The sequence below is a fragment of the bacterium genome, from assembly GCA_026708055.1.
Classification (GTDB): Bacteria; Actinomycetota; Acidimicrobiia; order Acidimicrobiales; family CATQHL01; genus VXNF01.
In genome coordinates, this window is record JAPOVS010000022.1 from 67,447 (window position 1) to 83,124 (window position 15,678).

The window sequence follows — 15,678 nt, forward strand, 5'->3', positions numbered from 1 at the left end:
GCCGGAGGCTGCCGGCGGTGGGTGCCCCACCTCGAGATCTGCCGTCCGGGCGGGGCGGAATAGGTGGAGAAGTGCTTTCAGTTGGGCGGGTGGGGGTCGTAGAATCCCGCATCGCTGTGTGCGCCTCTGGGAGACCCGCGGAGTGACCCTCTACCTCATCCGTCACGCCGATGCCGGCAAGCGCGATCCGTACTCACACGATGATCATCTGCGCGGGCTCAGCGAGGACGGCATGCGGCAGGCCGTCCGCATCGCCGACCGCCTCGGCGACGCCGGTGTGACCCGGGTGCTCTCGAGCCCCTTCCCGCGCTGCGTCCAGACCGTGGAGCCGCTGGCTCGCCGCCTGGGGGTGGAAGTGGAATCACAGCCCGTCCTGGCCGAGGGTGCCGACGGGCGCCGCACGTTCGCCCTCATGGCGGCGTTGGCCAGCACCGACGCGGTGCTCTGCAGCCACGGCGACGTGATCCCCGAGGTGATCCGGCTGCTGCGGATCACGGGCACGGTCATCAACGGCGAGCGCGGCAACGCCAAGGGCTCGATCTGGACGATCATCAGCGACGGCGAGTCCCTGCTGACCGCCGAGTACGCCAAGACGCCCCGCAAACCCGACGCCGTCCTGCACTAGTCGTCGTTGATGATGGTGCCGGTGGCGGTGCCTCGGGCGATGGTGGCGCCGGCAGGGTTGGACAGAACGACCTGGAAGGTCTCGTCCCGTTCGCGCCTGGTGTCGTCGCGGACGGCGATGTGGATGGTGGCGCGGGTGGTTCCGGGCGGCAAGACGAGCGTCCTGGCCCGGACGTCGCCGAAGTCGACCGACCCGTAAGCGGTCCCTTCGACGGTGGCGTAGTCGACGGTCACCCTCTCGGTGGACGCTTCGCTGAGCGTCACCCGGAAGGACAGCACCCAGCTCTCCTCGACGTCGCGGACGTCGTCGATGGCAATGGTGGGCAGGTTCCGGGGCGGCGGGGCGTCGTCGTTGGCAATGGCGACCTCGACGGGGCCGCCGGAGGCGCTGATGCCGCCGGAGAGGCCGGCTCCGGTCGGGGCGCGCCGCCCGGCGCCGAAGGCGACGCGCACGGTGCGCTCGTCGGTGTCGTCGTTGGGCAGCGCCGTCAGCAGCAGCGTCGCCACCCGCGCGCCCGCCGCGAGGGCCACCGCCGGGTCCTGGGCGCTGTGGGGCGCCCCGGTCAGCAGCGTCACGTGCTCGTTGACGCCCTGGCCCTGCTTGAGGGCGAGCGTGTAGTGGCTGCCCGCGGCGGCGCCGGTCACCGACAGCGGCGCCGTGAGGGACTCGCCGGCGGCCAAGGCGCGGCCGGCGGTCACGGTGACCTCGCGGGCGCCGCCGTCCTCGGCTATGGCGCCGCCGGCAGGAGCGGCGAGGGTGACCGCGGTGGCGTCGTCGTCGGCGACGTCGACCGTGGCGGCGCCGTGGGACGAGGACACGGTGTAGCCGCTGCCCGCGTTGACGGTGACCGTCACCGAGCCGTCGGCCTCGTCGGCGCTGTCACCGGCGGTGGCGACGCTGAAGCTCTTGGCGCCGCCGGTGGGGACCGTGACGGTCCTGGTCCCGGTCGAGGCGCCGAAGTCGCCGCTCTGGGTGACGGTCACGCTCACGGTCAGCGGGGCCGACGGCGCCGGGGCGGCGGTGACGGTGAAGGACGCGTTCTGGCCTTCGGTGACGCCCGCGCCGGCGGTGACGCTGACCTCCGGCACCGCGGGAGGCGGCGGCGGGTCGTCGTCGTCGGCGACGGTCACGGTCGCGGCGCCCCGGGCAGCCGAGACGGTGTAGCCCTGGCCGGCGTTCACCGTCAAGGTGACCGAGCCGTCGGCCTCGTCGGTGCTGTCGCCGGCGGTGGCGACGGTGAAGCTCTTGGCGCCGCTGGCGGGGACCGTGACGGTCTTGGTGCCCGTCGGGGCGCCGTAGTCGCCGCTCTGGGTGACGGTCACGCTCACGGTCAGCGGCGACGAAGGCGCCGGGGCGGCGGTGACGGTGAAGGACGCGTTCTGGCCTTCGGTGACGCCCGCGCCGGCGGTGACGCTGACCTCCGGCACCGCGGGAGGAGGCGGGGGAGGAGGCGGCGGCGGGGGCGGGGGCGGCGCGGCGCGGCAGGCTTCGAGGCGGTCCAGCTCGGCGTAGATCTTCTGCCAGAGCGCGTTGGGGCCGTCGCCCTGCCAGTTGGGCGTCCGGCGGTCCGCTCGGGCCTTGAGCGCCGCGACCGTGTAGGTGTCGGCGCCCAGCATGGTGTTGTGGGCGCGGGTGAACGTGTCCACCAGGTCGGGCCGCGTCCCGTTCCACGGGTCGGCGGTCTTGGCTGCGACCTCGGCGAGCAGCGCCGCGTCGGCGGTGGTGCAGGTCGGCGGCGGCGGGGCGTCGTCGTCGGCGACCGCGACGGCGGCGGCGCCCCGGGAGGGGGACACGGTGTAGCCGGTGCCCGCGTTCACTGTCACGCTCACCGAGCCGTCGGCCTCGTCGGCGCTGTCGTCGGCGGTGGCGACGCTGTACTGCGCCGAGCCGCCCGTGGGCACCATCACAGTCTTGGAACCCGTTGACACTCCGTAGTCGCCGCGCTGGGTGACGGTCACCGAGACCGCCAGCGGGGCCGACGGCGCCGGTGCAGCGGTGACGGTGAAGACAGCAGCGGCGCCTTCGGTGACGCCCGCCCCGGCGGTGACGCTGACCTCCGGGGTGCCCGGCGGCGGCGGGTCGGCGGTGGTGACGGTGACGGTCTGGCTGGACTTGGCCGCCACGGCGCTGCCCCGCTTCACCACCATGACCCGCACCTGGTGGTCGGTGGCGGCGGTGAGGCCGCTGACGGTGTGGGACGTGCCGGCCACGCGGGCCGTCTGCGGCTGGGTCTGGCCGGCGGCCTGCCAGCGCACCTCGTAGCCGTCGGCGCCCTCCGCGGCGTTCCAGGCGACGGTGAAGCCGGTGGCGGTGATGTCGTAGACGGTCAGCATGTTGATGCGGTCGGCGGCGGGCGCGCCGGGGTTGAGGTGCAGGATGTCGGCCGGCACCTCCTCGACGGGGCTGTAGGCCACCAGCGGCTTCGCGGTGGCGGCCGGCACCTCGGCGCGGAGGTCGACGGCCTCGACGCCGTCGCCGAGGGTGATCCGGTCCCCGGTGAGGGGGAAGCCCTCGGGCAGTTCCAGCACGATGCCCCTGTAGAGGTTCAGCGCGGCCCGCAGCGGGATGAGGGTGCCTCGCACCGCTCCGTCCGCGGTCCGCTCCGCCGGCGGATAGTCCTCGCGCACGGTCTGGGCCGGGTCGGTCCGCAGGTGGTGTACCGAGATGGGGAACTCGGTCTTGCGGTTCAGGAAGAGGTGGTCGCCGCTGTCGTACCGGTGTACCCGGGCGGTCAGCGGGTCGTCGTCGGTGTGGGTCAGCGCGACGGCGTGGTTGGCGGTGTCGATGGTGACGATCGGCGGCGGGACGAGGGGGCTGCCGCCGGGCGCGTCGAGCAGCTCGAGGCGGCCGCGCACCAGCACGTCGCGCTCGACGACGTTGTCGTCCTTGGAGTGCAGGACGACTTGGCTCACCGTGGCGCCGGTGCGCATGGTGGGGAAGGTGATCTTGGTGCCGTCGGCGCTGAGGCACCCCGCGCAGTCGGCGTCCGCCCCGGAGAAGTCGCCGCCGACGGTGGCGGCGCGCAGCGAGAGGACCGGGGTCACGTCCACCGGCACGGGCCGGTCGGCGGTCACCGTGAGGCGCACCGTGCCGCTGTCGGCCTCGGTGAGGGTCGCCGCGCCCGGCGCGAGGCTGAGCTTGGTGCGCCCGTCGTTGTCCACGACCTGGAAGCGCAGCGTCGTCTCCTTGCCGTTGAAGAACGGGTCCCGCGACTCGAACCGGATCGTGACCTCGACGGGGTCCAGCGCCCGGGTGGCGACGTCCTCGAGGCCGTGCACGGCCCAATTCCTGTCCTGGTAGAAGTTCGGTCCGAAGGTGACGACACTGGACGCCGAGATGTCGGCGGCGCCCCTCGTGACGCTTATATGCCCCGTCACGAAGTGCGCCGGCCGCCGCGTCAGCGTGGTGTAGAGCTGCCGCCACTTCCCCTCGCCGACCGACAGGGGGCCCGCCTCGCAGTAGCCGTCGGCGGTGTCGCAGTTGAGGGTGGCCGGCGGCGGGACGTACTCGTCGTCGATGATGCGCATGGAGACGAAGGAGGGCTGGGCTGTGCCGACGCCTGCGGGCAGGCGGTCGTCGTCGATGTCCACGTCGAAGCTCTCGTGGTCGCTGTCGCTGTCGTGGCGGGTCCGCAGCGTGACCGAGCCCTCCAGGGTGCGGGCGCCGATGCGGACGCTGGAGGGGACGCTGAAGTCGCCCGCCTCCGCCGAGTACCGGGTGATGTCGAGGGGGACGCTGACGGTCCCCCGCAGCGCCGAGGCCAGCCTGGCCGTCAGGGTGGCGGTCTCCCCTTCGCCCACCCGGACCGTCGACGCGTGCAGGGTGAGCACCGGGTCCGGCTCGTCGTCGGTCACGTACGCCGTGACCGCGTCGGCAGTGAGGCCCCGGAACTCGGCGTCGAGCGTCCTGACGCGGTGGGTGATCTCCGCGGCGCGGCGGTCGTCGGGGTTGGCGAAGATGTCGTCGACCGCCCGCACCGTGATGGTCTGGGGCCGGTTCCATGTAGAGGGGCCGAACGTGACGGTCAACAGCGACGAGAAGTGGCTGCCGTCCGTGCTCACCTCCGCTGCTCCCGGCGCGGTCGACCTGACGGTGATCATCACCGCCCGCGCGGGCTGCTTGCCCAGCGCGAGCGTGTAGGTGTCGGTGCCGCTGGGCTCGGCGGCCCGCGTCGCGCCGCCGGACTCGACGACCCTCACCGCCAGTTCGTCGTTGTCGGCCACCGCCACCCGGAGGTCGCCGCTGTCGGCCGCGCTGTAGCCGCCGCCGGAGGGGGTGTGGGTGAGCGCCAGCACGTCGTCGGCGGTGTCGGTGTCGTCCTCGGCGGCTGTCACCGTGACGGTCTGCGGCGTGTCCCAGGTGCCGTTCGTGCCGCCGGTGAAGGTGAGGCTCGCGGGCGCAGCCGTCAGGCCCGCCCCGCTGATCGCAACGGTCACCGTCGCGGTCGGCTCGGTGGCCAGCTTCACGGTGTAGTCGGCGCCGGCGCCCTCGGCGACTGTCACCGCCGCGGAGTCGAACACGAACCCCTTCTTGTCGTTGTCGTCGATGATGATCTGCGACACGTGGGTCTCGCCCAAGTCGTAGGCGGCGCGGTCCACGAGGGTGAGGAGCGCCGCCTCGGCGCCCTCGGCGTGGTCGTCGTCGGTGATCGGCACCGTGAAGTGAACCAGGTTGGCGCCCACCGGGACGGTGACGCTGCCCGAGGCGGGCAGGTCCGCCCCCGGCGTGGCGTCGGGGAGGGTCCCGTACAGCGCGAGGGCGTCGCCCGTGACCGTGTACTCCACGAGCAGCGGCACCGCCGGCGCGGGCCACACCGTCATCGTCATCGTCACCGACCCGGCGCCCTCGGCGGTCCGGCGGCTCGCCGAGCCGAGGGACGCCACCGGCGTCGCGCCCGGCTGGTCGCTGGGCCCGATGGTCAGGGTGTGTACGGAGGAGGCGGTGTCCAGCGCGTAGCGGTTGTCGGCGGGCACAGTCAGCGTCAGGACGATCGTCTCGGCGGCCTCCTCGGCGCTGTCGTCGGTGATGGCCACGGGGATGTTCACGCTGGTGGCCTGCGCCGGCACGTCGATGGTGCCGCTGCTGCTGGTGACCCCGGCGATGCTGTAGTCGGTGCCCCGCACAGCGGTGCCGGAGAGGGTGTAGCTCACGGTGACCGCCGTCGCCTGCGCCTCGCTGAGGTTCACCGTCACGTTGACGGTGCCCGCGTCCTCGTTCGCGCCCTGGGAGGTCTGCGCGAACGAGGCGACGAGGAGGCCCTGGGCGCCCACCTTGAACACCGGCGACATGGCGAAGAGGGAGTTGGTGTTGGTGCGGGTCTGCCCGGCGGTGCTCAGCGGCCCCCACACCCGGGCGTCCGCGTGGCCGCCGACCTCCACTTGGCCCGAGCCGCCCAGGTGCTTGGTGGACTGCTTGGTGCAGTCGTTGTTGCTGCCGGTGAACGGGAAGTTGTTGTCGCCGTGGCCGGTGCCGTCCTCGTCGCGCTGGTCGGCGAGGTCGTCGTTCTTCCACCAGCGCTCGCGGGGGTTGGTGTTGTGGGTGGAGTCCCGGGTGCAGAAGTCCTGGTAGTCGTCGGCGATGAGGGCGCCGCCGCCTGAGGCGTCCATCCAGTAGATGGGGATGTTCGGGCGCCAGTTGCTGCCGTCGCGCATGTCGAGGTGGGTCCGGACGTCGACGGCGTTGGTGGCGCCCACGACCTTGAACAGGCTGGCGTAGGGGTGCATGGCGTTGAGCGAGCCGCCCGCCACCTCGCCCTGCACGTAGCCGTCGTAGGTCGCGATGCCGGTGGCGGTGGCGGCCCACCTGCTGGTGGTGCGGAACATGAGGCGGAACTTCTGGCCCGCGACGCGCAAGGCGCTGGGGATCAGCGGGCTGTCCCCGGCGAGGGTGTAGGAGCCGTCGGCGTTGGCGGTCACCGTCGATTGGTCGTTGACGGCGATGGTGAGGGTGTGCGCGGCGACAGCGCCCAGCGTGTAGCCGTCGCCGGGGTTCAGCGTCAGGATCACCGTCTCGGCCCCCTCCCGGTCGCTGTCGTCGGTGACGGCCACGGGGATGTTCACGCTGGTGGCGCCAACCGGCACGGTCACCGTGGCGCTGTCGCCAGTGACGCCGGTTATGGCGTAGTCCGTGCCGCGGGTCGCCGTGCCGGAGAGGGTGTAGTTCAGGGTGATGGCCCCTCCCGCCGCGGGGGAGACGTTCACCGTCACGTTGACCGTGCCCGCGTCCTCCTCGACGCTCTGCGCCGCCTGAGCGAACTGCGTCTCCGCCGCCGCGGTGAACACCGGCGACAGCACGTAGAAGTTTCTCATCAAGGTGGCGGCATTCTTCTGGTCGCTGCGGCTGAGGGGGGTGCGCCCGGGGCGGCTGAGGGGGCTCAGCGCCGCGTACTGCACCTGGGAGGTCCCCAGTTCGTGGCCGTCGTTGCCGGTGCCGTCGGCGTTGCTGCCCGTCCAGATGAAGGCGTTGCCGCCCCGTCCGTTGCCGGTCTGGCAGCGGTCGAAGTTCGTCTGGCCGGCGTCGGTGTCGCCGACCCACCGCCCGTCGTAGAAGTCGAAGTAGTTGTTCGCGATCCTGTCGTTGCCGCCCATCCAGTAGATCAGGATGCCGCTGCTGTTCTGCGCGGTGGAGCCGTCGGTGTAGGCGCCGCCGCTCCACATGCCTGTGTTCACGCGCGCGTCCACAGCGGCGGTGCTGCCGACTATGCGCAGCAGGCCCGCGTACGGGTTCAGCGAGTCGTGCCCGTGCGCCAAGTGGCTCTGCCACGCGTAGGTGTTGTAGGCCCTGATGTCGGTGGAGGTGGCGTCCCGGTCGGTGCGGCACAGGACGTACAGCAGGCGGAACGGCTGGCCCGGGCCCACCCCCGCCGGCTTCAGCGCCCAGTTGGACGCCACGTTGAGGGCGCCCGTCTCGTCGTCGGTGACAGCGAAGATGAGAGGCGACCCCGCCGGCGTGCCCAGGGAGACGCCCGTGCCGCTGGGCAGCCGCGTCCCCGTGCCGTAGGCGATGACCGCCGCCGGGTTCGTCCGGTCATCGTTGTCCTGCGGCGTGAAGCGCAGCACCGCGCTCGTCGCCCCCGCGGCGAGGCGCACTGCCGGGTTCTGGGCGCTGTGGGGCGCGCTGGTCAGCAGCGTCACGCCCGTCTGCGTCGCGGGCTGCAGCGCGAACGTGTAGTCGGTGCTGACCGTCACGCCCGTCACGGTCAGCGGCACCGTCACCGTCTCGCTGCCTGTCAGGGCGCGGCCCAAGGTGATGGTCACGTCCTTGTAGCCCGCCGCGCCCGCGCCGCCCTCGGTCACCTCGCCCGCCGTCGTGGACAGCGTGAGGCTAAGCGAGGTGGCCGAGTCGTCGTCGGTCAGATCGATGGTCGAGCTGTTGATGACCGCTCCCGTCTCGGTCGCCGACAGCGTGATGACCTCGTTGCTCTCGATCACCTCGTCGTCGGTGGGCGTGAGGGTGAAGGTGGCCGTGCCCGAGGCGGCGCCGGCGGCGATGGGCAGAGCCACCGACGCCGGCGCGGTGAAGCCCACGACGTTCGCGCCGCCGGAGCCGGCGATGTTCACCGTCAGCGTCACAGCGGCCTCGAAGCGGGTCGTGCCCTGCAGCGTCGCGGTCACCGTGACCTGCGTGGCGCCGGCGAACTCCGCCACCGTCGCCGGACTCGCCGACAGCGTCACCTCCGGCGGGGCGTCGTCGTCGGTGATGGTGATCGTCGTGGAGGGGTTCGCCCCGAGGTCCCAGTTGGTGCCGTCGCTCAGCGTGATGACGATGGTCTCCGCCTCGTCGTCGAAGACGTCGTCGAGGACGGTGACCGTGAGGGTGCTGTCGCTGTCGCCCGCGGCCGGCGTGAAGCTGGCGCCGCCGGTGCGGGTGTAGTCCTTGCCGCTGCCCTCTGTGGCCGTGCCCGTCACGGTGAAGGGGACGGTCAGGCCGATCAGCGCTTCGGGCGTGTAGTTGACCCGCACCTGCACCGTGCGCCCGGCCCCCGCCGCCTCCGTCGCCGTGTCGGCGGTCTGGTCGAAGGACACCAGGGTGATCTGGGAGCGGTTCATGATGGTGAACTGCGGCGCGCTGTCCGTCGGGGTGGCGACGCCGCCGCCCATGCCCACAGTCGTCGGCGTCCCCATGCCGATGTCCACCGTCTCGTTCGGCTCGACGGGGGTGGTGTTGGCGTCCAGCACCGCCGCCATGGTGATGGTGGCGTGCTGCGCGCCGTTGGCGAAGACCACACGCGGGTTGTTGCCTGCGTCGGTGCTGTTGATGTCCGGGCAGGTCACGCTGGTGCCGGAGCACTCGAAGGTGTAGTCCGTGCCGCGCGTCGCCGTGCCGGCGAAGGTCAGCGGCACCGTCACCGTCTCGCCGGAGACCAGCCGCCGCCCCAGCGACATGGTGAACGTCTTGTCGAGTCCCTCCGTCACGTTGGCCGACGTCCCCGTCAGCGAGAGCGAGGTGACCTCCCCGTCGGTCACCCGCACCGTCGCCAAGTCGTTCGGCGAGCTGGCGGCGGCGTACCCCGTCCCGCCGATCACGCGCACCTCCACGCCGCCGTCGGGCTCGTCGACGCTGTCGTTCACCGTGGGCACCGAGTAGTCCGCGGACGTGACCGTGCTGGTGAAGGTCACCGCGTTCTCCTTGTTCGCCCGGTCGGCGCTCGAGGTGTATGAGGGCTTGCCGGACTCGTCGGTTATGAACAACGTGACCCCGACAGACTCGGTCGGCGCGGGGGAGATGCTGACCGTGACCACCGCGGGCGAGCCCTCCGCCACCGACTCTCCCCCGGTCTTGGGGACGACCGACACCGTGGGGCGCTGGTCCGCCTTCAGCACCGGCGACAGGCCGTAGAAGGGCCGCGTGTTCGTGTTCGCCGCCGTCGAGCCGCTGCCGAGCGGCGCGCGGCCCGAGCCGCTGTCACCCAAGTAGCCGAGCGTCACCGTCGCGGCGCCCAACGGGTTGGCGGACTTCGCGCCGGCGCTCGTCGAGCCCGTGAAGTAGCCCGCTGCGTTCACCGTCGCCGCCGTCCCGCTCTCGTCGTACGGCGTCTGGTTCAGCCACTCGCCCCGGAAATCGAAATAGGACCCCAGCCGCTCCGCATGCACCGCGTTGCCCAGCCAATACACCTCCTTGCTGGTATCGCCCGTGCTGAAGCCGGCGTGCGCCGAGGCGTCCACCGCGGAGGTGCTGCCCACCACCGTGAAGAACCCCGCGTACGGGACGATGTCCTCGTGTCCCTCCGCCAGCGCCGAGCGGATGAAGAAGTCGTAGTCGGCGATGTCCGTGGACGAGGCGTCCCGCGCCCCCGAAGTTGCGAACACCAGCCGGAACTCGTAGCCCGGGAGGATGTTGAGGGCCGTCGGGCGCAGCGGCGAGTCCCACGGGAACAGGATGTCGCCCGTCTCGTCGTCGGTCACCACGAAGCCGACCGGCCCGCCCGCCGGCGACCCGAAGTCCAAGCCGCCGCCCGCCGCCGCGCCGCTGCCGTAGCGGACGAGCGCGAACGGCTGGGTGCGGTCGTTGTCGGGCTGCGCCGTGAACCGCAGCACCGCCGCCGACGCCCCGGCCTGGAACTTCACCGCCGGGTTCTGCGCGCTGAACGGGCTCGTCGTGGTGTCGACGGTGACGCTCGTGTTCGTGCCGTGCAACCCCAGGGTGTAGTCCGAGGCCACCGTCACGCCCACCACCTCCACGGGCACGGTGATGGTCTCGGCGCCCGTCAGCGCCCGGCTGAGCGTCAAGGTGATGTCCTTGGTGCCCCCGTCCTCCGCCACCGCCCCCGTCGGCGCGGTCATCGTCACCGTCGTCGGCTCGTCGTCGGTGATCGTGACATCGACAGCGGGCATCACGATGGCGTTGCCGTGCACGTCGGTGGCCGTGGCGGACACCGTGACGGTCTCGTCGTACTCGTCGTTGCTGTCGTTGGTGGGCGTCAGCGTGAAACTGCCGGAGAACTGCGCGGAGGAGCCCTTGGTGATCGTCACCGGGCTGATGCTCGACGCGGTGAAGTCCACGACGTTGGCGCTGCCGGAGCCGGCCGCGGCGACGGCCACCGCGATGTCCTTGCCGTAGGTCGTGCCGCCCGTCCCCGTCTGCACCTGCAGCGTGAAATTGATCGTCCGGGCGCCGCCGTCCTCGGTGATGCTCGTCGGGCTCACCCCGAAGGAGATGCCCGCCGGGGCGGCGTCGTCGTCGGTGAGGGTCACGGACGCGCCGGCGACGGTCACCCCCGCCAGCGTGCCCGTCAGCGCCGCCGCGCCCGACGCCTCGTCCCAGGTGTTGGTCCGCGGCGACAGCGTGAACATCGCCGTCCCCGTACTCGACCCCGCGGGGATGTTCACGTTGAAGCTGTTCACCTGCGTGAACCCCACGCGGCCCACCGCGTTGTGGCCCGCCACCGACACCGCGACCGTCTTCGCTGTTCCGAAGGTGGTCGTGCCCTGCACCGTCGCCGTCACCGTGACGACCTGCGAGCCGCCCGCGACGCCTTCGGAGACCGTCGTGGGCGATGTGCTCAACGCCACGTCGGTCGGCGCGGCGTCGTCGTCGGTGAGGGTGATGGTCTCGTCGGTGAACGTCACGCCCGTCGCCGGGGTGATGGCGTGGCCCGTCACGTCGATCGTCTCGTTGATTTCGTCCACGGAGTCGTTGGCGGGCGTGAGGGTGAACGTCTGGTCCCCGTCGTCGGCGCCCGCGGCGATGGTGATCGTGAAGTCCGCCACCGGCGAGAAGTCCACGGCGTGCGCCGTGCCGCTGCCCCGCACCCGCACCGTCACCGTCTGCGCGACGCCGAAACGCGTGGTCCCGCCGACTGTGGCCGTCACGGTGATGGTCTGCGCCCCGCCCTCCTCGGCCACCGAATCGTCGTCCACGGTCAGCGTCACGCCGGTCGGCGCGGCGTCGTCGTCGATCACCTCTGCCTCCACCTCGTCGATGGTCATGGCAGTGGTGTACTTGCCGTTGGTGTCGCCAGTCTGTACCGCGTGGGTGATGTCGATGCTGCGCTTGTCGCCGGGGTTGTCGATGTTGTCCTGCACGCCCTGCACCGTCACCGTCTGCGGGCTGTTCCAGTTCGACACCGTGAACACCAAGTCCTCCGTGGCCGTGTACGCCGTTGCCGTGTCGGGGCCGTCCACCCGCACCACCGTGCCCGACGTGGGATTCGCGCCGGTCGTCGTCCCCGTCGACACCCGGATCGTCACGCTGCTCAAAGGCTTCGAGTCCAGCACCACCGTGTAGGTGTCGGTCGCCGTGGGCGTGCCGTCCTCGTCTACCTGCGTGTTGGCCGGGTCGCCCGACTCCGTCACCGTCACGCCCGCTGTGTCGGCGTCGGTGATCGTGATGGTCTGGGAGGTCGCGAGCGTCGCGTGCGCCACCACGCCCTCGGGCAGCCTCCCGAACTCCAGGACGAACGTCTCCATGTTCTCGTCCTCGTCGACGCGGTCCGCCACCGCAGTGAGGGTGACGGTGCCGCTCATCGCCCCGCTGGCGATGCTCACGGCGCTCACCGCGGTGCCGTCCTTGGTGAGCGTGAAGTCCGCCGCCGACGCCGTCGGGTTGCCGCCGGCGCGCATCCGCACCGGGATCATCAACGCCTTCGGCGCCGCGGCGCCCAGGTTCACCGTCACCGTCAGAGTCGAGCCCTCGGTCACGTTCCCGCCGCCGCTGACCGCCAGGCTCGCCTCCACGCCCTCCACCGTGAACACCGGCGACATGCCGTAGAAGGCGTAGCTACTGCTTCTGGACGGGGATGAGCTGCTGATCTGGTCGGCCGAGAGCCGCCCGGCCCGCGGGGCGGTCTGGCCGAGCCGCTGGGTTGAAGTCGCGTAGGCCGTGCCGTCCGGGTTGCTGCCGGTCCAGACCCATATGTTGCCTCGCTCATCGCCTGCCTGGTTGCGGGCGCGTGAGCTCTGGTCGGTGCCGCCGTCCCAGGAACCGTCGAAGAAGTCGTGGTAGTGGTCGGCCACCTTGTCGCCGTTCAGCCACCAAATGGAGATGCCGTCGCTGTCCATGCTTGTGGAGGTGGAGCCGTCCGTGTGGGCGTTGCTTGCCCACATGCCCGTGTTCTCTCGCGCGTTCCCGTCGAGCTCCGTGCTGCCCAGCACCGTGATGAACCCGGCGTAGGGCTGGATCGACGCGTGGCCCGTGGCGGCGACCTGTCGCTGGATCCAGAGGTTGTACTGCCGTATCTGTGTGGGCGTGGCATCCCTGGTCTGCGATGTCACGAAGAACAGGCGGAACTTACCCGCGGCTGCCACACCCGACGGCTTCAACGGCCAATCACGCGGCACCTCTATATCGCCCGTCTCGTCGTCGACGATGATCATGAAGACGTCGCCTGATGTGGTCACCGTGGGCGTAAAGTTGCTCTTCACCACGCTGCCGTGGAAGTCGATGAGGATTGCCGGCTCCGTGCGTTCGGTGTTGTCGACGGCCACGAGCCGCAGCGTCGCCGTCGTCGGGTTGCTGGAGTGCGCCGAGAACACCAGCGCCGGGTTCTGCGCCGAGTAGGGGCTGCTCGTGCTGAGCGTCACGCCGTTCTGCGTCGCTGGATGGAGCGCGAAGGTGTAGTCGTCGGTCACCGTCGCGCCGCGCACCCGCAGCGGCACGGTGATCGTCTCCGAGCCGCTCAGCGCGTAGCCGAGCGTGACGGTGATGTCCTCGTCTTCCGTCCCGTCCGTTGCGCCCTCTCGCGGCCAGTGGTTGTTCGACGTCATGGTGACCGTCTGCGTCGGCAGCACGTTGGTGATGTTCAGCGAGCCGGCGCTGTCGGTAGCCGAGGCGCCGCCGCCGAGGTCGGTGCCCGAGGTCGAGGTCAGCGTCCCCAGGCCGACGTCCACCGTCTCGATGCTCTCCCGCAGGCCGGCGCCGCTGGTCTCCTGTACGGCGGTCAGCCTCAGCGTCGCCGCCGTCGTCGGAGTGGCGGTGGGGCCGGTGAAGGTGACAGTGGCGGTGCCGGTGTTCAGGTTGGCGCAGGCCACACCCGTCGGCAGCGGCGACGGGCACGCCAGCGTGTAGTCGGAGTTCCGGGCGGCCGTGCCGCTGAAGGTCAGCGTCACCGGCAGGACCTCGGGCGCCACCAGGGGCCGCCCCAGCGTGATGGTGTAGTCGTGCGCGGCGCCCTCGGCCACGCCCGCGGCCGAGCCCCGCGTGAGGGTCACCGAAGTCGCCTCGCCGTCGGTGACGGTGACGCTGGCGGACGTCGTCGAGCCGAGCTTGTAGACGTTGCCGCCGGCGCCCAGGGTGACGGTCACCGAGCCGTCGGGCTCGTCGTTGCTGTCGTTGACCGTCGCCACGCTGAAGTTGGCGCTGGCCGAGCCGCCTGGGATGGTCACGCTCTTGCCGGCCCCCTCGTTGCCCGCGGCCACATAGTCGCCGGTCGCCTCCGAGACGGTCAGGCTCACGGTGAGGTTCGTGCCCGAGGCCGGCGCGGGGCTGGCGGTCACGGTGAAGACCGCCGGCGAACCCTCCGCCACCGACGCCGCGCTCGGCGCGACGGTCACCGTGGGGCGGGTGTCGGTCACCACCGCCACCGCCACCTCCGCGCCCGACACGGTGCCCGTCGGGTAGTCCGTCGTATCGTTCGTGGTCTGGATGCTGTGGGTGACAGTCGCCTCATCGCCGGCCGCCGCCCCCGACGCGGAGGTCACCGTCACCGTCTGCGGCGTGCTCCAGATGTTGGCGCCGGAGGCCGCGAACGTCAGCGTCGCCGGATTCACCGTCGCATGCGTCGTGTCGCTGGAGGTCACACTCACCGTCACGCTGCCCGCCGGCACCGTGTTCAACTGCACCGTGTAGGTGGCGGTGCCCGCGTTGGCGAACACTTCCAGGCTCGTCGGCGTCAGCGTCAGGCCGGGCTCAGCGACCTCGTCGTCGTCGCGGGTCAGCACGGTGAAGCCCATCGGGTCGGCGGCGTAGCCGGTGACGGCGTGGGTGACCATGACGGCCTCATCCAGGCCGTTCACGTCGTCGCGGGCGGTGACGTTCACCGTCTGCGGCGTGCTCCAGTTGCCGCCGCTCCCGCTGGTGAAGGTCAGCGTCACCGATGCGCCCGGCGTCCCGCCGGAGTCGACGTGCACCGCACCGGGATTCCCGGATGTGACGACCACGGTCGTAGTCATGCCCGGGTCCGTGTTCAGCGCGATGGTGTAGGAGCCCGTGTTGTGGTTCTCGTCGCCCTCGACGAGCGTGATCTGCCGCGTCGCCGGCGCGATCACCAGCTCGTCCTTGTCGTCGTCGAGGTAGGTGACGATCACGTTCGGCACGGTCATCGTGGTCGGATAGTGGATGCTGGTGCTGGCGCTGATGCTGTTGGCGATGGTGAACGTCTCGTCCACCTGGTTGTCGTCCTGGGGGCTGATCACGAAGACGAAGCGCGGGCTGTCCCAGGTGTCCGAGTCGAACGTGGTCGACACAGGCGTCCCCGCGCCCTCGGGGGTGGCCGTGACCGTGACGGTGGAGCCGGCGCCGGGGTCCGAGTTGAGCGAGATGGAATAGCCGCCGAGGGCGCCCTCATCAAGCCTGAGCGCCGTCGGCGTGACCAGCACTTTCGGCCCGTTGTCGTCCACCAGGACCGTGACCGGCGGCCCGCTGGTGACCGTGCCGTAGCCGCTGACGGCGAAGGTGACCTCCACCGTCTCGTCATCGGAGTCGGCGTCGTTCGCCGGGCTGACGGTGATGGTCCGCCCGGTCATGTAGTTGCTTGCATCCAGCGTGATGGCGGCGGAGACGGTCACCGCGCCCGGGTCGGCCGATGTCGGCGTGATGGTGACCGTTCCGCCCGGGTCGGTGCGCAGGGTGACGGTCAGGTTCTCGCCGCCGGCGCCCTCGGTGAGCTGCACGCCGCGGTTGTCCTTGGACAGATCGCGCGTCCCCTGCTTGACGATGACCGCCGGGCTCGAGTCCTCCACCGCGAGCACAATCTCCGGCCCGACCGTGACGCCCGGGTAGCCCGTCACCGCCATGGTGATGGACACCGACTCGTCCGCGGCGTCGGTGTCCGACACGGCGTTGACGGTCAGGACCTGGTTAATGGCGTAGGTGCCGCTGGTGAAGGTCATGGTGGC

The 15,678-nt window shown here is 71.3% G+C and carries 2 protein-coding genes; one reads left to right on the top strand and one right to left on the bottom strand.

Features of this window, described 5'->3' with window-relative positions:
• Positions 1-142 precede the first annotated feature (142 nt).
• A complete protein-coding gene (locus OXG55_03795) occupies positions 143-625 on the top strand; it encodes a histidine phosphatase family protein (protein MCY4102377.1) in 483 nt (160 codons plus the stop codon).
• Here the strand turns inward: OXG55_03795 and OXG55_03800 are convergent.
• Positions 622-15,672 (bottom strand): fibronectin type III domain-containing protein, encoded by a 15,051-nt coding sequence (locus OXG55_03800; GenBank protein ID MCY4102378.1) that lies wholly within the window; start codon positions 15,670-15,672, stop codon positions 622-624. The genes OXG55_03795 and OXG55_03800 overlap by 4 nt on opposite strands.
• Positions 15,673-15,678 lie beyond the last annotated feature (6 nt).

Coding starts and splice junctions, on each gene's coding strand:
- OXG55_03800 (MCY4102378.1), bottom strand. CDS start 15,672: ATGACCTTCACCAGCGGCACCTACGCCATTAACCAGGTCCTGACCGTC.